The organism is Paraburkholderia sp. OAS925, from assembly GCF_040543975.1.
In the GTDB taxonomy this organism is placed as follows: Bacteria; Pseudomonadota; Gammaproteobacteria; order Burkholderiales; family Burkholderiaceae; genus Paraburkholderia; species Paraburkholderia graminis.
In genome coordinates, this window is record NZ_JBEUNO010000001.1 from 3451873 (window position 1) to 3472199 (window position 20327).

Here is a 20327-nt window from a genome sequence, read left to right on the forward strand (position 1 = left end):
GAGAAAGACGGGGCGACGCCGATCAGGACTCGATGGGCCGCAGTTCGCCGTCGGGAAGCCAGAAAACGGCGCGGCCTTCAGGCGTATCGCGTTCGTCGACCTGGAGCGCTCGCAGCCGCCCGCCGCGGCACGGACCGCCTACGCATTTGCCGGTGTCCGGCGCGTAAATTGCCCCGTGGGTGGCACACATCAAGTATAAACCCGACGATTCGAAGAACTGACCCTCTGCCCAGTCCAGCTCCATCGGCACGTGCGCGCAGCGGTTCAGATAGCCGTAAGCGCGACCGTCGTAGCGGACGAAAAACACCACGACTTCTTCGGCGCCGACTCGCGCGGCACGCCGAACGCCGCTGCCGCCATCGACCAACTCCTCCGAACGGCACACGCGCACGGCCTGCGCCGCCTCCGTTGCCCGCCCGCCGGGCTCTTCCGCCGGACTCATGCGTTGTCCTTCAGCCAGCCCGACAGCGCGCTGATGCTCGACGCCATATATTTCGGCGACAGCGCGCTCAGCGAGTCCGCCGGATGCGCGCCGTAGGTCACGCCGATACCCGCGACGCCCGCGTTGATCGCCATCTGTAGGTCATGTGTCGTATCGCCGACCATGACCGTGCGCACCGGGTCCTGCCCCAGTTCACGCGTCAGTTCGTGCAACATGGCCGGATGCGGCTTGGAGAAGGTTTCGTCCGCGCAGCGCGTACCGTCGAACAGGCTCGTGAGCCGCACCTGATCGAGCGCACGATTCAGGCCGACGCGGCTCTTGCCGGTCGCGACCGCCAGCAGATAGCCCTGATCGCGCAGCTCCTGGAGCATCTCGCGCACGCCGGCGAACAACTCCGTGGTCTGATCCTTTACCAGATAGTGAAACCGGTAGCGCTCGGCGAGCCGCGGGTAGTCGGCCGGATCGAGCGTGGGCGCGGCGATCTGCAGCGCGTCGCGCAGGCCGAGGCCGATCACGTAGCTCGCCGCTTCGTCCGCGGGCACCGGCAAACCGAGATCGCGGCACGCCGCCTGAATGCTGCGCGTGATGTGCGCAGTCGAATCCATCAGCGTCCCGTCCCAGTCGAAGACGATCAGGTCAAATTGCTCTCTAGCCATGCGGTGCCGTCTCCGGGTATGACCCATTTCGTAATTCGTTGAGCTGCGCGATGAAATTGCGGCACTCGGCCGGCAATGGCGCCTCCAGTTGCAGCGGCGCGCCAGTGGCCGGATGCGTGAGCTTCAGGCGGTAAGCGTGCAGGAACATGCGCTTGAGCCCCGGCTTCGCGTTCGAGCGGGCGAGCGCCTTGTTCAGCGCAAAGTCGCCGTATTTTGCATCGCCGACGATCGGCAGCTCCAGATGCTGCAAATGCACGCGTATCTGATGGGTGCGGCCCGTCTTCAGCTCCGCCTCCAGCAGCGCGTAGTCCGGCCAGCGGTCGATCAGGTTGAACACCGTGTGCGACGCCAGACCGTCGGCCTGCACGCGCACGCGCCGCTCGCCGTCCGCGGTCAGATATTTGTGCAGCGGCTCCTTCACCGCCCGACGGCGGCCCCAGTCGCTCGCCCATTCGCCGTGGACGCACGCATAGTACCGCTTGTCCATTCGGTTCTCGCGGATCTGGTCGTGCAGATTGACGAGCGCCGAACGCTTCTTGGCGAGCATGAGGATGCCGGACGTCTCGCGATCCAGCCGATGCACGAGCTCGAGGAACTTCGCCTGCGGGCGCGACTGGCGCATCTGCTCGATGACGCCAAAGGCGACGCCACTTCCGCCGTGCACCGCGACGCCGGCCGGTTTGTCGATGACAAGAAGATGCTCGTCTTCGAAAATGATCCTGAATTCGGCGCTCGGAACCGGCGCTGACGGCACCGTTTCGTCATGTTGCGCGACGCGGATGGGCGGCACGCGCACCAGATCGCCGAGTTCAAGCCGGTACTGCGCGTCGATCCGGCCCTTGTTGACGCGCACTTCCCCGCTGCGCAGGATGCGGTAAATATGGCTTTTCGGCACGCCTTTGCAGACGCGTAACAAAAAGTTGTCGATGCGCTGTCCGGCCGCACTGTCGTCGATCTCGATGACGGAGACCTGGTCGCTCGCGACCGCGCTTGTTACCGATTTCTGGGATATTTTGCCTAACTCTTTCATTCTGAATATAATTTGCCCAGCAGTCTGCGGCGGCCGGCGCAGTGTCCGGAATTCGGGCGGACTGCGCAGGTGCAAGCGTAAATCGTTATTTTACTTGTGCCGGGGGCTGGTTGCTCGCCCTGAAAATGAGATGCAACAAGTTGCACGCACGAAGTCAGTACCCGGCAGGGACGGCGCCCACAGGCGCGTTCGGTCAAGGTCGGCTTCGACGGTAACGGAATTTTGGTAAAAAAGAATTTAACTTCCAGCTTCGGTATCGGGCGGCGTTACGCCCGGCTGTACGAAGCTGCAGGTTGCGAAAATACGGCGTGCGCCCGTGGCGTCTTGTAGAAAGTGCAAGACTTGGCGACGTCAAAATGAGGCGAGACACCCCCAGCAGGAAAAGACGCGCCTCTTGCGCGAACTTCCCGTTGCGGCATGACCGCAGCCTTCGACCCTCCGGTCCCGCGCCCAGTCGGCGCGCCGGCGAGGGGGACGTGGGTTTATGAAGGTCTGCCGGCAGAACCCGCGGCGTGTCGGGTCGTTATTTGAAGCCGTGTTCGCATGTGCCCTGCGGCACCGCGCTCCTTTGTTTGTGGAGCCGGGCCCTCTCAGGCAATTCTCCCGCCATTCTTCCCGCTCCAGCGTGCTTGTGAAAACACAATAAGGCGCGGCATGCCGCTGCCTCCCGCTCTCGCGCCTGACAACCGCGGAGCGGAGGCCGGCCGAGCCGCTCTGGAGCCGTTCAATGAAACGCATGTTGTTCAATGCGACGCAGCAGGAAGAACTGCGCGTCGCCATCGTCGATGGGCAAAAACTCATCGACATCGACATCGAAACCGCCGGGCGCGAACAGCGCAAAGGCAACATTTACAAGGGCATCATCACCCGCATAGAGCCGTCGCTCGAAGCCTGTTTCGTCAACTACGGCGAAGACCGCCACGGTTTCCTGCCGTTCAAGGAAGTCGCCCGCCAGTATTTCCGCGACGGCGTCGACATGCGCTCCGCCCGCATCCAGGACGCGCTCAAGGAAGGTCAGGAACTGATCGTTCAGGTCGAAAAAGAAGAACGCGGCAACAAGGGCGCAGCCCTGACCACGTTCATCTCGCTCGCCGGCCGTTATCTGGTGCTGATGCCGAATAACCCGCGCGGCGGCGGCGTGTCGCGCCGGATCGAAGGCGACGACCGTCAGGAACTGCGCGAAACCATGGCGCAGCTGCAATTGCCGGAAGGCATGAGCATCATCGCGCGCACGGCCGGCATTGGCCGCAGCGCGGAAGAACTGCAGTGGGACCTGAACTACCTGATGCAGCTGTGGCGCGCGATCGAAGCCGCGTCGCAAAGCGGTTCGACCGGCCAGCCGATGCTGATTTACCTCGAATCGAGCCTCGTGATTCGCGCGATTCGCGACTATTTCCAGCCGGACATCGGCGAAATTCTGATCGACACCACCGAAATCCATGACCAGGCGCGCGCCTTCATGGACATCGTGATGCCGGACAACGTCAGCAAGGTGAAGCGCTACCACGACGACGTGCCGCTCTTCTCGCGCTTCCAGATCGAGCATCAGATCGAAACGGCGTACTCGCGCACGGTGCCGCTGCCGTCGGGCGGCGCGATCGTGATCGACCACACGGAAGCACTCGTCGCCATCGACGTGAACTCGGCCCGCGCCACCAAGGGCGCCGACATCGAGGAAACGGCCGCGCGCACGAACCTCGAAGCCGCCGACGAAGTCGCGCGCCAGTTGCGTCTACGCGACCTGGGCGGCCTGATCGTGATCGACTTCATCGACATGGAGTCGGCCAAGAGCCAGCGCGAAGTCGAGCAGCGCCTGAAAGACGCGCTCAAGCACGACCGCGCGCGCGTCCAGATGGGCAAGATTTCGCGCTTCGGCCTGATGGAACTGTCGCGTCAGCGTCTGCGTCCGGCGCTGTCGGAAGGCAGCCACGTGACCTGCCCGCGCTGTAACGGCACGGGTCATATCCGCGATACCGAATCGTCCGCGCTGCAAGTGCTGCGGATCATTCAGGAAGAAGCGATGAAGGAAAACACCGCGGCGATCCATTGCCAGGTGCCGGTCGAAGTGACGGCCTTCCTGCTGAACGAAAAGCGCTCGGAAATCAACAAGATCGAGTCGCGCTTCAAGGTCAATGTCGTGCTGGTGCCGAACAAGCATCTGGACACGCCGCATTACAAGCTGGAACGCCTGCGTCACGACGACGCCCGTCTGGACGAGCCGCGCGCTTCGTGGAAGATGGCCGAGGAAGCGGCTCGCGAGCTCGAGTCGGAAACCGGCTACAGCAAGCGCACCGAAGAAGTGAAGCCGAAGCAGGAAGCGGCGGTCAAGGGCATCACGCCTGAGAAGCCGGCGCCGAGCGCGCCGGTTCGCCCGGTCGCGGCACCGGCTCCGGTTGCGGTGACGCAGGCGAGCGGCGGCTTCATCGGCTGGTTGAAGAATCTGTTCGGCGTACAGCCGGCGGCGCCGGCACCGGTTGCGCCGGCTACGACAGAAAAGCAGGCCCGTCCGCAGCGCGGCGAACGCACGGAGCGCGGTGAGCGTACCGGCGAGCGCGGCGGCGACCGTAACCGCAATCGCCGTGGCGGCGCGGGCGGCCGTGACGTGGCAGCGCGTGGTGAAGGTGCGAACGGCGGCCGTCAGGGCCAGCAGCCGTCGCAGCGTCGTGAGGAACGCGAACCGCGTGAAGCACGCGAGGGACGCGAGGTTCGGGAACCACGCGAAGGCCGTGAACCGCGCGAGGCACGGGAAGCACGCGAACCGCGTGGCAACCGCGAACCGCGTGAGAACCGTGAGCCGCGCGAAGCACGCGAAGGCCGTGAAGGCCGCGACCGCGACACCCGCGGCGCCGACCGTGCCGAGGCAGTCGAAAGCACCCCGCGTGGCGAACGCCAGGAACGCGGCGAGCGTCGTGAACGTGGCGAACGTACTGAGCGCGGCGAGCGTCGCAAGCCGCAGACGGAAACCGCGGACGCGTTGACGCAAGCCGATACCCAGATCGCAGAGGACGTGGCGCAAAACCAGGCCGCCCTCACTGAAAACGTTGCGCCGGTCGATCAGGAAGCGGTGGCGCGTGAGGGCGAAGAGCGTCGTCGTCGCCGTCGCGGCCGTCGTGGCGGTCGTCGTGAGCGTGAGGAAGACGTCAACGGCAATCTGGCTGCGGACGTCGCGGAAGCGGAAGGCGACAACGCCAACGTGAGCGAGGACGCACCCGTGCGCGTCGCCCAGCAGCCGGTGGAACGCAAGCCGGAAGCGAACGAAGCGAATGAAGTGGCGCCGGTGGAAGTCGTCGTTGCGGCTGTCGCGACCGAAAAGGCTGTCGTCAGTGAACTGCACGCGGCCACGGAAACGCCGGCCCTCGCCGCCGAAAAGGCTGCGAAGACCGAAACGATCGTGCCGGTCGCGGAACTGCCGGCTGCTCCGGCTGCCGTCGAACCGGTTGCCGAAGCGCCGGTTGCCGAAGCGCCGGTCGCGCCCACCGCGCCCGCCGAACCGGCTCAGGCAGTCCTCGCGGCTGCGGAAACGGTATCGCCGGCTGCAGAACCGGTCGTTCATGAAGAGGCACCGGCTGTTGTGCCCGCCGCTGAAGCGCAAGCAGCACCGGCTCACGTCGAGCCCGCCGCTCCGGCCGAAGTAGTCGCCGCGCCGGTCGCTGAGCCCGCGCCGCAAGCCGAAATCGTCGAGCCGAAACCGGCCGAGGACGAATCCGCGCCGGCAGTGGAGCCGGCGATTGCAGCGCCGTCGCAAGCCGTGCAAGCCACGCAGGCAGCAGAGGTGTCGCATGCGGCCAGGCCGGCTCAGGCGTCGTTCAACGGCGGGGTTTCGGCGGAAGCGCTGAAGCCCGTGCTGGAGAAAGCCGGTCTCGTCTGGGTCAATACGGACGCCGACAAGCTGCGCGCCGCGCAGGAAGCCGCCGCGCAGACGGTGAAGCCGCCGCGCGTCGTGCGCGAACGCAAGCCGTTACCGCCGACCGACAGCGCGCCGATGCAGCAAGTTGAAACCAACAGGCATCCGCAGTAAGTTTGCGATGCCGCTTTCGAAAAGCCCGCCTCACCGGCGGGCTTTTTTTCGCCCGAAGAACCGCAGTCAGCCCGCAGCCAGTAGCCATCCCCGTAAACCCCGAAGGCGCCCGCCCTCGCCCTGCTGGAACATGCATTTCCGATAGAATGAAGAACTCGCCTTCCCGGTTTGGCGCAACCCAAGCAACCCATGTCCCGACGCATCATCCCTGTTGCCGATCTCAGCGCGGCGCCGGTCATCTCCGGTCCGCTGCAAACGCCTAGCGGCGCGCTGCATGACACGCTCGCGCGCCCGCTGCGCGACCTGCGCATTTCGGTGACGGACCGGTGCAATTTCCGCTGCGTCTACTGCATGCCGCGCGCCGTGTTCGACAAGGACTACGCGTTCCTGCCACACAGCGCGTTGCTGACCTTCGAGGAAATCGAACGGCTTGCGCGGCTCTTCGTCGCGCATGGTGTCGAGAAAATTCGTCTGACGGGCGGCGAACCGCTGCTGCGCAAGAACCTCGAATTCCTGATCGAGCGGCTCGCGCAACTCACCACGCCGGCCGGCCGGCCGCTCGACCTGACGCTGACCACCAACGGCTCGCTTCTCGCGCGCAAAGCCCGCAGCCTGAAAGACGCTGGCCTGACTCGCGTGACGGTCAGCCTCGACGCGCTCGACGACACGCTGTTTCGCCGCATGAACGACGCGGACTTCGCGGTAGCCGACGTGCTCGACGGCATTGCCGCCGCGCAGGCTGTGGGACTCGCGCCCGTGAAGGTCAACATGGTGGTCAAGCGCGGCACGAACGACAGCGAAATCGTGCCGATGGCGCGCCATTTCAAAGGCTCGGGCACGGTGCTGCGGTTCATCGAGTACATGGACGTCGGCACGTCGAACGGATGGAACATGACCGAAGTGCTGCCTTCCGCCGACGTCGTCGCGCGCATCGCCGAGCATTTCCCGCTTGCGCCGCTCGAAGCGCATAGCGCCGCGGAAACCGCGCAACGCTGGGGTTACGCGGACGGAAGCGGCGAGATCGGCGTGATCTCCAGCGTCACGCGCGCGTTCTGCGCAAGCTGCACACGGGCGCGCCTTTCGACCGAGGGCAAGCTGTACCTGTGCCTGTTCGCATCGGCGGGCCACGACCTGCGCGCGCTACTGCGCGCCGGAGCAAGCGACGCCGACATCGCGACCGCCGTCGCCGAAATCTGGCAAGGCCGCGGCGACCGCTACTCGCAACTGCGCGGCAGCAACGCGGCCGACCCGGGCGCGCAGGATGCCCGCCGCGTCGAAATGTCGTACATCGGCGGCTGATCGGCGCATGGAGCCAACCCGGCGGCCGACACGCGAACGGATCACCGGCCTCGTGCTCGCGGGCGGGCGCGGCACCCGCATGGGCGGCGTCGACAAAGGCTTGCAGCCACTGCACGGCGAACCGCTCGCCGCGCATGTGTTGAAGCGCCTCGCGCCACAAACCGCCGCGCTGCTGATCAGCGCGAATCGTCACGCGGACATTTACGCCGCACTCGGCGCGCCGTTCGGCGCAAAGATCGTCGCCGACACGCTGCCCGACTTTCCTGGCCCACTGGCCGGTTTGCTCGCCGGTTTGCGCTCGGCCCAAAGCGATTATCTGCTGAGCGCACCGTGTGACACGCCGTGGCTACCCGTGGATCTGGGTGCACGGCTCGCTGAAGCGCTCGAGTCGAGCGCGGCCGACATCGCCACCGTCACGACCTCGGACGCCGGCGGCAACGTATCGCTCCACCCTGTCTTCGCGCTGCTGCGCACCCGTCTCGCCGACGACCTCGCGGATTTTCTCGAAGCCGGCGAGCGCAAGGTCCGCGCGTGGTACGCGCGCCACACGACCGTGGAAGTCGCCTTTACCGACGAGCGCGCGTTTTACAATATCAATTCTTTACAAGAACTCGCCGACCTCGAGCGTCATCGGGGTCCCGGCTGAAATCCCGCTCCGCCGCACGGCAAGCGCCACGCCCGCCGCCGGCCGCGACGTCCCGCTTCTTCATGACCACGCAAAACGAATTTTCCCGCTGCGTCGCGCAGTACGATCCTCATGCGCTGCCTGTTTCGGCGGCTCAGGCGATTACTCGCGAGTGGGCCACGCCCGTCGCCGCGGTCGAACGCGTGGCATTGCGCGATGCACTCGACCGTGTGCTCGCCGCAGACATCGTCTCGCCGATCGACGTTCCCTCGCACGACAATTCCGCGATGGACGGCTATGCGTTCAATCGCGCCGCATTGACGAGCGGCGCGCCGTCCGTCGAACTCGCGGTGGTCGGCAAGGCTTTGGCGGGCCATCCGTTCGCGGGCCGCGTCGAAGCAACGGCGCAATGCGTGCGCGTGATGACGGGCGCCTGCATTCCGGACGGTTGCGATACGGTCGTGCCGCAGGAACTGGTCGAGCGCAGCGCCGATTCTGCGTCGATCCGTTTTGCAGCCGATGCCGTGCAGGCCGGCGCAAACCGGCGGCTCGCAGGCGAGGACCTCGCCCGCGGCCACGCGGCGTTGCGCGCGGGCCGCGTGATCCGCGCGTCCGATTTAGGCTTGCTGGCTTCGCTCGGCATCGGGGAAATCAATGTCCGGCGGCGTTTGCGCGTCGCCTTCTTTTCGACCGGCGACGAGTTGCGCTCGCTCGGCGAGCCGCTCGAAGCGGGCTCCGTGTACGACAGCAATCGCTACACGCTCTTTGCGATGCTGCGGCGCCTGAACGTGGACACGCTCGATCTCGGCGTGATCCGCGACGAACCCGCCGCGCTCGAAGCCGCGTTGCGCAGCGCCGCGGCGAGCGCGGACGTGGTGCTGACCTCGGGCGGCGTCTCGGTCGGCGAGGCGGATGTGACGAGGCGCTTGTTGCAGACATTCGGCGACGTCGCGTTCTGGAGTCTCGCCATGCGCCCCGGCCGCCCCCTCGCATTTGGCCGCATATGGTCCGGCGAGCGGCCGGGTGTCGGACTGCCTGCGTTATTCTTCGGTCTGCCGGGCAATCCGGTGGCCGTCATGGTGACGTTCTATCAGATCGTGCGCGAGGTTCTGCTGCTGATGTCGGGCGCCACGCCGCAGCCGCTGCCGGTGATCCACGCGGCAAGCCTGCGCTCGATCCGCAAGCGCCCCGGACGCACGGAGTTTCAGCGCGGCATCGCCGCCCAGCATGCAAACGGCCAATGGCAGGTCACGCCGACAGAGTCGCAAAGCTCGGGCGTGCTGAGTTCGATGAGCGAGGCGAATTGTTTCATCGTGCTCGGCCATGAAGACGGCGACGTTGCCGAGGGCGAGCGCGTCAGTATCATGCTGTTCCACGGCCTGATCTAACGGTTCGTCGAATATTCGCGATCCGGCGCTGTCATCACCGGCACATTTGTTTTACCCATTACCACTACGACATGCGGGTTTGACTTACATGAAAAAACAGATCTCGTTCATTGCACCGGGACAAACGGCCAAAGCACTTATCCTCGTCTACCTGACGTTCTCCGTGCCTATCGTGCTGCTGGGCGTGCTGGTCGCGTTCGTGCGCTACGGTTCGGTCGAATTGAGCACGGTGTTCAGCGCGCTGCTGCTGAATGCGATTCTCGGCTTCATCCTGCTGTGGATCGCCTGCCACGCGTACAACTGGGTGGCGTCGCGCTTCGGCGGCATTGAAATCCAGTTGACCGACGCACCCGAAGAAGCATGACGCGCGCTGCGTTCCGCGTCACTGCCGCCGAGCCCGCGAGCGCGGGCCCGGTCGAGCAGCAGGCGCGGACCGCCGATGTCCACGCGTGGCGTCAGCCTCCTGCCGCCTCATTGCTCATCGGGCTCGATGCCCGGCACTGCACCGCCGCCTATCAAACCATTCGCCTCCTCGCCGGGTAGCGCCTCCACGTCGCGCAGCTTGCGGTTCATGACGCGAGTGCGTGTCTCCGCCGCTTCGATGGAACGCGTGACCGTTTCGAGCTGCGCCTTCGTCCTCGCGAGCACATCGCCGAATTTGCCGAACTCCGTCTTGACCGCGCCGAGCACCTGCCACACCTCGCTCGAGCGCCGTTCGATGGCAAGCGTGCGGAAACCCATCTGCAAACTGTTGAGCAGCGCGGTCAGCGTGGTGGGACCGGCAATCGTCACGCGATACTCGCGTTGCAGCAGATCCGAGAGCCCCGGCCGACGCAGCACTTCGGCGTACAAACCTTCGGTCGGCAGGAACAGCAGCGCGAAGTCGGTGGTGTGCGGCGGCGACACGTACTTCTCGGCGATGCTGCGTGCCTCCGCGCGAATCCGCGCTTCGAGCGCGCGCGACGCTTCTTCTACCGCGAGCGGGTCGGCTCTTTCCTGCGCGTCGATCAGGCGTTCGTAGTCTTCGCGCGGAAACTTCGCGTCGATTGGGAGCCACACTGGCGCCGCCGCGCCGCCCGCGGCACCGGCCGCGCCCGCCACGCCCGCTTCTACCCGCCCCGGCAAGCGAATCGCAAACTCGACGCGATCAGCGCTTTTCGGCACCGTGGCCACGTTCTTCGCGTATTGGTCCGCGGTGAGCAGTTGCTCGAGCAATGCCTCGAGCTGCACTTCGCCCCAGGTGCCACGCGTCTTGACGTTCGTCAGCACCTTTTTCAGATCGCCGACGCCGGCCGCAAGCGTCTGCATTTCGCCCAGGCCGCGATGCACCTGCTCGAGCCGGTCGGACACGAGCTTGAACGATTCGCCCAGGCGTTGTTCGAGCGTGGCGTGCAGTTTTTCGTCGACGGTGCGGCGCATTTCTTCCAGCTTGCTCGCGTTGTTCGCCTCGATGTCCTTCAGCCGCTGCTCGATGGTCGCGCGAACTTCGGCGAAGCGCCGGTCGCTCGCCTCGGTGAGGTGCCCGAGTTGCAGGCTGAGCGTATCGCCGAACTGTTTGAGCGAGCGCCCCTGTTCATCGCGCGCCTGCTGCGCCTGCTGTTGCAGACTGTGGCGTACCGCGTCGAGCTGTTGCGCGAATCCGTCGATCTTGCCGCCCTGCACCGTCGTCATGCTGCTGAATTGCGCGGCCAGCGTCTGCTGGAAATGCGCGAAGCCGCTGCTCTGCTCAGTGCGCGACACGCGCGCGGTCTCCGTGATGTCGTTGCGCAATTGCCGCTCGAGGCGCTCATACGCGTGCGCCTGCGCATCGGCTGCCGCGTCGATGCGTTCGTTCAGCAGGTCGAACTGTTCCTGTTCGCCGGCGCGGCCCCGGCCGCGCATCAGCAACGCCAAAGCAAGCACAAGAGCGACCGCCAGCACCGCGACGGCCGCGACCAGAATCATCGTCATGCACGCGCCCGGCCGATGACTTCGGCATTGATCGGATTAGGCGGCTGACCCGCGCGCGGACCTTCGCCAAGGCCGGCGATCAGGTTGTCCGCGGCGAGATTGGCCATCGCGCGGCGCGTCGCTTCTGTCGCGCTCGCGATGTGCGGCGTCAACACGATGTTCGGCACCGTGAGCAGATCGGGGTTCAGATTCGGCTCGCCTTCGAACACATCGAGACCGGCTGCGGCGATCTGCTTTGCACGCAGCGCCTGAACGAGCGCCGCATCGTCGACGATGCCGCCGCGCGCGATATTCGTCAGCGTCGCGGTCGGCTTCATGAGCGCGAGTTCGGCCGCACCGATCGTGTGATGGTTTTCCTGCGTGTACGGCAAAACGAGCACGACATGATCGGCGCGCCGCAACAGGTCCTGCTTCGACACATATTCGGCGTTCAGCTCAGCTTCGATTTCCGGCGCGACGCGCGAACGGTTGTGATAGATCACCTGCATGTTGAAGCCGCGCGCACGCCGCGCGAGCGCCTGACCGATACGGCCCATGCCGATCACGCCCAGCGTCGAGCCGTGGATGTCGCCGCCGAGAAAGCCGTCGTATGACCACTTCTGCCACTTGCCCGCGCGCAGCCAGTGCTCCGATTCGGCGATGCGCCTGGCCGCGGCCATCATCAGCGCCCAGCCGAAGTCGGCGGTCGATTCGTTCAGCACGTCCGGCGTGTTCGTGCCGAGCACGTTCGCCGCGTTGAACGCGGCCATGTCGAAGTTGTTGTAGCCCACCGCCATATTCGACACCACGCGCAGACGCGGCGCGGCCGCGAGAACGTCGGCGCCGATCGGGTCGCCGGCAGTCAGCGCGCCGTCCTTGTCGGCGAGGCGGCGCTTCAGTTCTTCCGCCGGCAGCACGTCGCCCTGATTCCAGTCGACGTCGAAATACTGTTGAAGCCGTTCGATCACGTCAGGAAAAATCGGACGGGCGACGAGGATCTTCTGCATTGCAATTCTCCGTGTAGCGAATCGAGTGAGACGGCCTCGGCAGCAGGCCCGGTGTCAGAAAAACAGCCAGCCGGTGACGAGAAAAAGCGGCAGCAACACCGCGCCTGACCAACCGAGATAAGCGAAAAAACTCGGCATGCGCACACCGCGCGACTCCGCGATGGACTTCACCATGAAGTTCGGCGCGTTGCCGATATAACTGTTCGCGCCCATGAAGACCGCGCCCGCCGAGATCGCAGCAAGCGTGGTGGCGCCAGTGGTCATTAGCGACTGTGCGTCGCCGCCGGCCAGGTTGAAAAACACGAGATAGGTGGGCGCGTTGTCGAGAAACGAAGATAGCAGGCCCGTCGCCCAGAAGTACATCGCGTCGTGCGGCTGGCCCGCGGAATCGTTGACCAGATGCACGATGCCGGCAAACGCGCCGGCTTCGCCCGCACGCAGCATCGTGATAACCGGCGCAATCGTCACGAAGATGCCGGCAAAGAGCTTGGCGACCTCTTCGATCGGCGCCCAGTTGAAGTCATTGCCCGCGCGAGCCGCACGGGGCGTCCACAGAATCGAAAGCACCGTGACGCCGATGAGCGCAACGTCGCGCACGACATTCTGCAGGGCCACGTGCGTGCCGAACACGTCGAAGCTCACGCCCGGCTTCCATAGCCCGCTCATCAGGACGAGGCCGACCACCGCGCCGAGCAGCACAAAATTGATCTTGCCGTCGATCCCGAGCCGAGGCGAATCCGGCGTCGGATCGAGGAAGAGCGAGCGCTCCTCTTCCCGTCGATGGAAATAATACGAATCGAGACAATAGAACGCGACGAGCAGCACGGCGCACACGAACAGCATCGGCAACGCGAGATGTGTGGTGGTCCAGAAGAAGTCGACGCCCTGCAGGAAGCCGAGGAACAGCGGCGGATCGCCCAGCGGCGACAAAGAGCCGCCGGCATTCGCCACCAGAAAGATGAAGAACACGACGACGTGAACGACATGCCGCCGATTATCGTTCGCGCGCAGCAACGGTCGGATCAGCAGCATGGCCGCGCCGGTCGTGCCCATCACGCTCGCGAGCAAGGTGCCGAGCGCGAGGATCGTCACGTTCAGCCGCGGCGTGCCGTGCAGATTGCCGCGCACGCAAATACCGCCCGCGACCGTGTAGAGCGCGGTAAGCAGCACGATGAACGGAATGTACTCTTCGAGTAACGCATGGATGAGCGTGGCGAAGGCAACGTCCGAGCCGAATGCGAACGCGAACGGCGCCAGAAACGCCAGCGCCCACGCCGCCGCGATCTTGCCGAAATGGTGATGCCAGAAAGCCGGCGCGACGAGCGGAAAGACGGCAATGGAAAGCAGCACGCCGGCGAACGGCAATCCCCATAGCGCGGAAAGCGTTGCGCCATCCAATGTCGCGGCGCACGCGAGTTGAGGCCAGCTCATTAACGTCAATGCAGCAGCGAGCACCATGCTCGCCGGAGCGGCACGTCTAGTCATATGCAACAGATTCCCTGGTTCTTTTGAAATGGCAACTGACGGCGCAAGCCGGCGTACATCGGCGAACGAATAGACGCCGCCGCGGCACTCAGGCGCCGAGTACGACGATCACGTGCACCCGATAGGGCCCGTGCGCGCCCAGCACGATGGTCTGTTCGATATCGCCGGTGCGTGAAGGCCCCGAAACGAAATTGACCGCACGCGGCAGTTCGCCCCGCTCGCTACGAATCAGCGCGAACGCTTCTTCATGTTCCAGCCACGATGCGCGAAGCCGGCACGATGGCAATGTGCGTTTCCGGAAGCAGGCCGGCCGACGCATAAGTCTCGGGCCCTGACAGCAGCACGAGTGAGCCGGTTTCGGCAGTGGCGCAAAAGCAGCCGGTGAGACCGACCACGTCGCCGTCTTTCGGCTTGCGAAATTCGACGGTGAGGCCCGCGTCGCTCCAGCGCAGATCCTGCAGCGTCTGCCACGCGATCGCCTGCAACGGCAATGCATGTTCGACCAGATAGCGATGTGCGGCGATCGGCACGTCGCTCAGCGACTCGACCGTGTCGATCGTGGTGGACAATTTCTGCGCTTCTTCGATGAAGCGCGCGGTGAGATCTGCAGGCATGTCGGGGCGCGGACCCGGCGGATGGCGCGCGAGATAATCCGCCGCGGCCTCGCGTTCGGACGCGGACGGCTCCGGCTCACGGCCTTGCGCCGCGCGGATGCGCGCCAGGATATTGCGGCGGGCAATCGATGTGTCCATATGCGAAAGTCCTCGATAGTCCTCGTGTGCATGGCCATGCGAGATGCGGGGCGTGCATGCGAGGAATTATACCGGCCACCCTCCGCGCGAACACCCTGGCCGAACGGCATAGGAACACATCGGACACGCGACAAACGCGCTACAAACCCGCTACTTCGCGGGCTCTTCCTCGGGCTGCGCGATGCCGAAAACCTGCCGCAGATACGCGAGATACGCCTTGTCGTCGCACATATTCTTGCCCGGCGAATCCGACAGTTTCGCCACCGGCTGCCCATTGCAACGGACCATCTTGATGACGATCTGCAGCGGGTTATAGCCGAGGTCGTTGGTCAGATTGGTGCCCACGCCGAACGCGAGCTTGCACCGTCCGCGGAAGCGCTCGTAGAGTTGCAGCACTTTGGGAATGTCGAGCGCGTCGGAGAACACGAGGATCTTCGTGCGCGGATCGCAACGGTTCGCTTCATAGTGCTGGAGCAGGCGCTCGCCCCAATCGAACGGATCGCCGGAGTCGTGACGCGCGCCGTCGAACAGCTTGCAGAAGTACATGTCGAAGTCGCGCAAAAACGCCTGCATGCCGTACACGTCCGACAGCGCGATACCCAGGTCGCCACGATATTCCTTCGCCCACATTTCGAAGCCGAAGATCTGCGAATCGCGCAGCCTCGGACCCAGCGCCTGGCATGCCTGCAGGTACTCGTGCGCCATCGTGCCGAGCGGCGTGAGGCTGTGCTTCATCGCGTAAAAGACGTTGCTCGTGCCGGCGAACTGCTCGCCGAGACCGTCCTTCAACGTGAGGATCACTTCTTCGTGCCATTGCTTCGAGAAGCGGCGGCGCGTGCCGTAGTCGGCGATCTTGCAGTCGGCGAATTCCGGCCGCGCGCCGAGAAGTTTCATCTTCTCGACGAGACGTCCGCGACCTTCGCTGTAGTCCGGTTCCTGTTGCGTGTTGCGGAAATAGACTTCGTTGACGATCGCGAGCATCGGAATCTCGAACAGGATCGTGTGCAGCCACGGACCCTTGATCTCGATGTCGATCTCGCCGTTGTTCTTCGGCGAAGGCTCGATCGAAATGTACTTCTCGTTCAGATGAAAGAGCGCGAGAAACTCGATGAAATCGCCCTTGATGAAACGCATGCGCCGCAGGTAGTCGAGCTCTTCGTCGGTAAAGCGCAGCTTGCAGAGCTTGCGCACTTCCGCGCGTATTTCGCCGATGTACGGCACGAGGTCGACGTTCGGCGTGCGGCAACGAAAGCGGTACTCGACGTTGGCCGCGGGAAAATGATGCAGGACCACCTGCATCATCGTGAACTTGTACAGATCGGTGTCGAGCAGCGAAGTAATAATCATGATGGTGCGAACGGGACTGCGAAGTACGGGAGGCGTGACTCAACCCATGCATACGGCGCGCCTCGTGCGCACCGGCTTGACGCATGTTACCCGAATGCGCCGGCCTTCAGGCTCCCGGCCGCGGCCCGCGCGGCGCCGCTTGCCGTCGGCGGGATACTGTTTTCGGACGCAATAAACTAATCACGAAAACATATAAAAGGCGTTGTGTGATGCCGCATGCGCCTCTTGACGTTACGTTACAATAGCGCTTTTGGCGTTTGCGCCTTTCTGATTCCGCATGCAGGAGCTGCCTGAATGACTCACGTTGTGACCGAAAGCTGCATCAAGTGCCGCTATACCGACTGCGTCGATGTGTGCCCGGTGGACTGCTTTCGCGAAGGTCCCAACTTCCTCGCGATCGACCCCGATGAATGCATCGACTGCGCTGTGTGCGTGGCCGAGTGCCCGGTGAACGCCATTTACGCCGAGGAAGACGTGCCGGGCGACCAGCAAAACTTCATCGAGTTGAATGCCGATCTCGCCAAGAACTGGCCGAGCATCACCAAGACGAAGGCCCCGCTGCCGGAAGCCGACGAGTTCAAGGACGTCAAGGAAAAGCTCGCGCTGCTGGTGCGCTGAGCGTTGCGGCGCTGTCGGTACGCGGCCGTTTCAGCCAAATCGAGATGAACGCGAAGTATTGACAGGTGCGAAAGCTGCTCCTACAATTCCGTTTCTCTGCTGTTGTTGTTCTGTTCCTCGATAGCTCAGTCGGTAGAGCGCCGGACTGTTAATCCGTAGGTCCCTGGTTCGAGCCCAGGTCGAGGAGCCAAGAATTGCAAAAGCCCGTTAACCAAGACGGGCTTTTTTATGTAGATCAAGTTGTACTGCTGTTCCTCGATAGCTCAGTCGGTAGAGCGCCGGACTGTTAATCCGTAGGTCCCTGGTTCGAGCCCAGGTCGAGGAGCCAAAATTCGAAGGCCCGCATCCATGCGGGCCTTTTTGTTTTGCCGATGGCTTTGGCCATCCATCGTCGCGCGAACGACGCGGCGGTATACGATGACGGCTTCGCAGCGCATCACCGCGCTGCCCAACGAACCCTATCATCAGTCGGCAATCTCATGAAATTCATCTCGTTGCGCACCGCGCCTGCGGCCGCGTTTGCGGTCGCACTTACAACTGCGTTTGCACTGGCCTCCACCGTGCTCGTGCCGTTTGCGCACGCCGAGGAAGTCGGCAGCGTCAATACGAACTTTCGCATCACCGGCTCGGATCGCGTGGTCGTCGAGGCTTATGACGATCCTCTCGTGCAAGGTGTGACCTGCTACGTATCGCGCGCGCGGACGGGCGGCGTCAAGGGCACGCTCGGCATCGCCGAAGATCCCACGGAGGCGTCCATCGCCTGCCGCCAGGTCGGTGCGATCCATTTCAGCGGACCGCTCAAGCAGCAAGCCGATGTGTTCTCCGTCAGCATGTCGCTGATCTTCAAGGCGCTGCATGTCGTGCGTGTGGTCGACACGAAACGCAACGCGCTCGTCTATCTCACGTACAGCGACCGCGTGGTGAGCGGCAGCGCGAAAAACAGCGTGAGCGCCGTGCCCATGCCGGCCGGCACGACCATTCCGCTCAAGTGAGCCCGCAGCGGCGAGACAACGCGCGACATAGCAGCACATAACCAGCGTCCTACGAAAAAGTGCAGCATGCGCATAGCCGGAAGGCGCATGCCGCCGACCGCTTGCCCGCGCTAAACTGAGTGGCTGAATGAAAGCCATGCCATGACCGCCGCTCATCGTTTTCGCAACTCCGCCCGTTACTGGCGCACGCCGCTTCTGCCCGGCGCGGACCTGCTCACGGCCGAATACCACGATCACGAATTCGCGCCGCATTGGCAAGACGCGTACACGATCCCGGTGATCGTCGCGGGCGCGGAAGGCTACCGGTATCGCGGCTCGGACTACGTTGCCGAAGCGGGCGGCGTGCCGATCATCAACCCCGGCGAGTTGCACACGGGCTCGAAGGCGGTGGAGGCCGGCTGGCGGTATCGCGTGATGTATGCGCCCGTGCAGTTCATCCACGAACTCGCCGACGAAGTCGCCGGCAAGCCGCAGCCGCTGCCGTGGTTCACGCCCGGCGTGATCCGCGATCCTGATCTCGCCGCGCGGCTCGCGAACGCGCATTGTCTGCTCGAAAACGGCACCGACGCGCTCGCCGCGGAAGCCGCGATGCTCGACGCGCTGTCCACCTTGCTCGTGCGCTACGCGCAGACACAGCCGGAGTCCTCGCGCGTCGCCGCCGACGACGCCCGCGTCGCGACGATGAAAGAGCGTCTGACAGGCGATCTTCTCGAACCGGTTACGCTCGCCGAGATCGCGCAGGCCGCGGGGCTCTCGCCGTTTCACGCGGCGCGGCTCTTTAACCGCGCCACTGGCCTCCCGCCTCACGCGTGGCGCAACCAGGTGCGGCTGCAACGCGCGCTTGCGCCGCTGCGCGCGGGCGTTCCCGTCACCGATGTAGCCGCCGCCAGCGGCTTTACCGACCAGAGCCATTTCACGCGGCACTTCCGGCGCATGTTCGGCGTGCCGCCCGGACGCTGGCAGGGAGCGTGACGATCGCTCGTCCGCAAGAACGTACAAGTGCGGCCGCGCCTCGCCCGCTATGCTTCCCGGCTCAAGGAGGCAAGTCTTGACCCGCTCGAACCATCTCAAGGAATTCACCGCCGGCGCACGCGACATCATCCCGATGATGATCGGCGCAGCGCCCTTCGGTGTCATTTACGGCACGCTCGTCGCGTCCGGCCCGCTGCAGTTGTGGCACGGCCAGTTGATGTCGCTCGTCGTATTCGCCGGCTCCGCGCAGTTCATTGCACTCGGGCTGATTGCCGGTCACGCGAGTTTTGCCGTGATCTGGGCGACGACGCTCGTCGTCAATCTGCGGCACGTGCTGTACAGCGCGACACTCGCGCCGCATGTCGCGCATCTGCCGGCGCGCTGGCGCTGGGCGCTCGGCGCGCTTCTCACCGACGAGGTCTTCGCGGTCGCCTGGGAGCACTATCGCCACCGTGAGCCGGGCACCGTGGGACCGCACTACTTCTTCGGCGCGGGTCTCGCGATGTATCTGAACTGGCAGTGCTGGACGGTCGCCGGTCTGCTGTTCGGCGCGGCGTTTCCGGGCCTGCAATCGCTCGGGCTCGACTTCGCGATGGTCGCGACGTTTATCGCGATCGTCGTGCCTCAGTTGGTCGCGCTGCGTTACATCGCGGCCGCGGCCACCGCGGGCACGCTGGCTTTCCTGTGGCAGGCGTGGCCGTACAAGCTCGGCCTGCTCGCCGCGGTGTTCGCGGGCGTGGTCGTCGGCGTTCTGCTGTCGACGCCGGGGCTTCGTTCGCGGCGCTCGCGCCGTTCCGCGGAGGCGTCGCGATGAACTACGTCGTCCTGATACTTGGCATGGCGCTGATCACCTGGGTGATCCGCGCGGCCGTCTTCGTGCTCGGCGACCGGCTGGTGTTTCCGCCGCTGGTGCGCACTGCCCTCGGCTTCGTGCCGGTCACCGTGCTGACAGCGATCATCGTGCCGATGGCCGTCTCGCCGCATGGCGCCGACGCCGGCGCCGAGTTGACCTGGCGCAATCCGCAACTGGTCGGCGCGCTGGCCGCCGTGGCGGCGAGCGCGCTGACGCGGCGCCCGCTGGTCACCATCGCGATTGGGCTGACGGTGTTTTTTGTGTGGCAATGCGTGGTGCTGAGGTAGTGACTTGGGCGGCGCCCTGGTGAGTGCCTACTCACGTGGGAAGCGGCGCTGGTGGCGGTTGCGCCCGTCGCATTGCCAATGGCTGCGGCGGCCGGCCGCCGCAAACGCCTGCGCGTCTGCTCGCCTGACGCGTTGCCCGCCGCCGCTAACGCCCGGTCGTTCGCTCACCCGACGCATTGCCCGTCGCCTACGCGTGCTCGTCCACTCGCCGGATCCAGTGCCCACCGCCGCCTACACCCGCTCGTCCGCGCGCCGGACGCATAGTCAGCTGCCGCCGCCCGCTCGTCCACTCACCCGACGCATTGCCCGCCGCCTACGCGTTCTCGTCCACTCGCCCGATGCAGTGCCCACCGCCGCCTACGCCCGCTCGTCCGCGCGCCGGATGCATAATCCACCGCCACCAACGCCCCCGCTCGTCCCGCTCGCCGGACGCATTGGCCGCCGTCGCCGCCGCCCGCTCCTCAGCATCCTCGCCGCATCCCGCCACCAAAGGACGCCTCCAGCGCCCGCGCGCTACCCGATAAAACCCTTAAGTTTCCCGTCAATCCGCCGATAAGCAGTCGAGGTCCGCTCGTCGGGATACGGGATACGTCCCGCCAACGACGCGGCAACAGGCAGGAATCAAGC

Annotated in this window: 17 protein-coding genes, 2 tRNA genes and 1 pseudogene; 12 read left to right on the top strand and 8 right to left on the bottom strand. The window is 64.9% G+C overall.

What is annotated here, in order from left to right; genetic code table 11:
• Positions 1–22 precede the first annotated feature (22 nt).
• Genes ABIE53_RS15040 through ABIE53_RS15050 form a run of 3 tightly spaced genes read right to left on the bottom strand, consistent with a single transcriptional unit; the run spans position 23 to position 2128 of the window.
• Entirely contained in the window at positions 23–442 is a 420-nt protein-coding gene (locus ABIE53_RS15040; RefSeq protein ID WP_192698810.1) for a Rieske (2Fe-2S) protein, read from the bottom strand.
• Positions 439–1098, bottom strand: coding sequence for an HAD-IIIA family hydrolase (locus ABIE53_RS15045; protein WP_006051926.1), 660 nt, complete (start codon positions 1096–1098; stop codon positions 439–441). The genes ABIE53_RS15040 and ABIE53_RS15045 overlap by 4 nt, the downstream gene beginning before the upstream one ends.
• Entirely contained in the window at positions 1091–2128 is a 1038-nt protein-coding gene (locus tag ABIE53_RS15050) for an RluA family pseudouridine synthase (protein ID WP_006051925.1), read from the bottom strand. The genes ABIE53_RS15045 and ABIE53_RS15050 overlap by 8 nt, the downstream gene beginning before the upstream one ends.
• Positions 2129–2855: 727 nt before the next feature.
• Between ABIE53_RS15050 and ABIE53_RS15055 the strand changes: the two genes are divergently transcribed.
• From ABIE53_RS15055 to ABIE53_RS15075, 5 genes are all read left to right on the top strand, one after another.
• Positions 2856–6146 (top strand): Rne/Rng family ribonuclease, encoded by a 3291-nt coding sequence (locus tag ABIE53_RS15055; RefSeq protein WP_192698809.1) that lies wholly within the window; start codon positions 2856–2858, stop codon positions 6144–6146.
• A 189-nt stretch (positions 6147–6335) separates the two neighbouring features.
• A complete protein-coding gene (gene moaA / locus ABIE53_RS15060) occupies positions 6336–7445 on the top strand; it encodes a GTP 3',8-cyclase MoaA (RefSeq protein ID WP_006053286.1) in 1110 nt (369 codons plus the stop codon).
• A gap of 7 nt (positions 7446–7452) precedes the next feature.
• On the top strand, positions 7453–8091 hold the full coding sequence (gene mobA, locus ABIE53_RS15065; RefSeq protein ID WP_029967807.1) for a molybdenum cofactor guanylyltransferase MobA: 639 nt from the start codon (positions 7453–7455) through the stop codon (positions 8089–8091).
• Between the two features lie 62 nt (positions 8092–8153).
• Positions 8154–9458 carry a molybdopterin molybdotransferase MoeA gene (moeA, locus tag ABIE53_RS15070; protein WP_029967808.1) on the top strand — a complete coding sequence of 435 codons (1305 nt, stop codon included), beginning with the start codon at positions 8154–8156 and terminating at the stop codon, positions 9456–9458.
• An 88-nt stretch (positions 9459–9546) separates the two neighbouring features.
• Entirely contained in the window at positions 9547–9822 is a 276-nt protein-coding gene (locus tag ABIE53_RS15075) for a hypothetical protein (RefSeq protein WP_006053283.1), read from the top strand.
• Between the two features lie 107 nt (positions 9823–9929).
• Here ABIE53_RS15075 and ABIE53_RS15080 read toward each other — a convergent pair whose 3' ends face one another.
• The 5 genes and pseudogenes from ABIE53_RS15080 to pncB form a co-directional block, all read right to left on the bottom strand.
• Positions 9930–11408: a DNA recombination protein RmuC gene (locus tag ABIE53_RS15080; protein WP_192698808.1), complete on the bottom strand. Its 1479-nt coding sequence runs from the start codon at positions 11406–11408 to the stop codon at positions 9930–9932.
• Complete coding sequence (locus ABIE53_RS15085) at positions 11405–12394, bottom strand: 2-hydroxyacid dehydrogenase (RefSeq protein ID WP_192698807.1); 990 nt, start codon at positions 12392–12394, stop codon at positions 11405–11407. Before ABIE53_RS15085 ends, ABIE53_RS15080 begins: the two co-directional genes overlap by 4 nt.
• A gap of 54 nt (positions 12395–12448) precedes the next feature.
• Positions 12449–13879 carry a sodium:proton antiporter gene (locus ABIE53_RS15090; RefSeq protein ID WP_114156344.1) on the bottom strand — a complete coding sequence of 477 codons (1431 nt, stop codon included), beginning with the start codon at positions 13877–13879 and terminating at the stop codon, positions 12449–12451.
• Positions 13880–13967: 88 nt separating this feature from the next.
• Positions 13968–14631, bottom strand: a pseudogene (locus ABIE53_RS15095) (LutC/YkgG family protein).
• Between the two features lie 150 nt (positions 14632–14781).
• The gene (gene pncB, locus ABIE53_RS15100; RefSeq protein WP_006052863.1) at positions 14782–15978 is read right to left on the bottom strand and encodes a nicotinate phosphoribosyltransferase; all 1197 of its coding nucleotides are present in this window, start codon (positions 15976–15978) and stop codon (positions 14782–14784) included.
• Positions 15979–16272: 294 nt separating this feature from the next.
• Between pncB and fdxA the strand changes: the two genes are divergently transcribed.
• From fdxA to ABIE53_RS15135, 7 genes are all read left to right on the top strand, one after another.
• On the top strand, positions 16273–16596 hold the full coding sequence (gene fdxA, locus ABIE53_RS15105; RefSeq protein ID WP_006052862.1) for a ferredoxin FdxA: 324 nt from the start codon (positions 16273–16275) through the stop codon (positions 16594–16596).
• 114 nt (positions 16597–16710) lie between these two features.
• A tRNA-Asn gene (locus ABIE53_RS15110) sits at positions 16711–16786 on the top strand.
• Positions 16787–16848: 62 nt separating this feature from the next.
• A tRNA-Asn gene (locus ABIE53_RS15115) sits at positions 16849–16924 on the top strand.
• A 151-nt stretch (positions 16925–17075) separates the two neighbouring features.
• Positions 17076–17588, top strand: a complete 513-nt coding sequence (locus ABIE53_RS15120) for a CreA family protein (RefSeq protein ID WP_107706433.1) — start codon at positions 17076–17078, stop codon at positions 17586–17588.
• A gap of 141 nt (positions 17589–17729) precedes the next feature.
• Positions 17730–18560, top strand: coding sequence for a helix-turn-helix transcriptional regulator (locus ABIE53_RS15125; protein WP_192698806.1), 831 nt, complete (start codon positions 17730–17732; stop codon positions 18558–18560).
• Positions 18561–18609: 49 nt separating this feature from the next.
• Positions 18610–19374 carry an AzlC family ABC transporter permease gene (locus ABIE53_RS15130; RefSeq protein WP_107706431.1) on the top strand — a complete coding sequence of 255 codons (765 nt, stop codon included), beginning with the start codon at positions 18610–18612 and terminating at the stop codon, positions 19372–19374.
• A complete protein-coding gene (locus tag ABIE53_RS15135; RefSeq protein WP_107706430.1) occupies positions 19371–19700 on the top strand; it encodes an AzlD domain-containing protein in 330 nt (109 codons plus the stop codon). Before ABIE53_RS15130 ends, ABIE53_RS15135 begins: the two co-directional genes overlap by 4 nt.
• Positions 19701–20327 lie beyond the last annotated feature (627 nt).

Excerpts from the sequence above, each read along its gene's own strand:
- moaA (WP_006053286.1), top strand. The coding sequence starts at position 6,336 with ATGTCCCGACGCATCATCCCTGTTGCCGATCTCAGCGCGGCGCCGGTC.
- fdxA (WP_006052862.1), top strand. The coding sequence starts at position 16,273 with ATGACTCACGTTGTGACCGAAAGCTGCATCAAGTGCCGCTATACCGAC.
- ABIE53_RS15055 (WP_192698809.1), top strand. The coding sequence starts at position 2,856 with ATGAAACGCATGTTGTTCAATGCGACGCAGCAGGAAGAACTGCGCGTC.
- ABIE53_RS15045 (WP_006051926.1), bottom strand. The coding sequence starts at position 1,098 with ATGGCTAGAGAGCAATTTGACCTGATCGTCTTCGACTGGGACGGGACG.
- ABIE53_RS15125 (WP_192698806.1), top strand. The coding sequence starts at position 17,730 with ATGACCGCCGCTCATCGTTTTCGCAACTCCGCCCGTTACTGGCGCACG.
- ABIE53_RS15075 (WP_006053283.1), top strand. The coding sequence starts at position 9,547 with ATGAAAAAACAGATCTCGTTCATTGCACCGGGACAAACGGCCAAAGCA.
- ABIE53_RS15040 (WP_192698810.1), bottom strand. The coding sequence starts at position 442 with ATGAGTCCGGCGGAAGAGCCCGGCGGGCGGGCAACGGAGGCGGCGCAG.
- ABIE53_RS15080 (WP_192698808.1), bottom strand. The coding sequence starts at position 11,408 with ATGACGATGATTCTGGTCGCGGCCGTCGCGGTGCTGGCGGTCGCTCTT.
- ABIE53_RS15130 (WP_107706431.1), top strand. The coding sequence starts at position 18,610 with ATGCTTCCCGGCTCAAGGAGGCAAGTCTTGACCCGCTCGAACCATCTC.
- ABIE53_RS15090 (WP_114156344.1), bottom strand. The coding sequence starts at position 13,879 with ATGACTAGACGTGCCGCTCCGGCGAGCATGGTGCTCGCTGCTGCATTG.
- moeA (WP_029967808.1), top strand. The coding sequence starts at position 8,154 with ATGACCACGCAAAACGAATTTTCCCGCTGCGTCGCGCAGTACGATCCT.
- ABIE53_RS15050 (WP_006051925.1), bottom strand. The coding sequence starts at position 2,128 with ATGAAAGAGTTAGGCAAAATATCCCAGAAATCGGTAACAAGCGCGGTC.
- ABIE53_RS15135 (WP_107706430.1), top strand. The coding sequence starts at position 19,371 with ATGAACTACGTCGTCCTGATACTTGGCATGGCGCTGATCACCTGGGTG.
- mobA (WP_029967807.1), top strand. The coding sequence starts at position 7,453 with ATGGAGCCAACCCGGCGGCCGACACGCGAACGGATCACCGGCCTCGTG.
- ABIE53_RS15120 (WP_107706433.1), top strand. The coding sequence starts at position 17,076 with ATGAAATTCATCTCGTTGCGCACCGCGCCTGCGGCCGCGTTTGCGGTC.
- ABIE53_RS15085 (WP_192698807.1), bottom strand. The coding sequence starts at position 12,394 with ATGCAGAAGATCCTCGTCGCCCGTCCGATTTTTCCTGACGTGATCGAA.
- pncB (WP_006052863.1), bottom strand. The coding sequence starts at position 15,978 with ATGATTATTACTTCGCTGCTCGACACCGATCTGTACAAGTTCACGATG.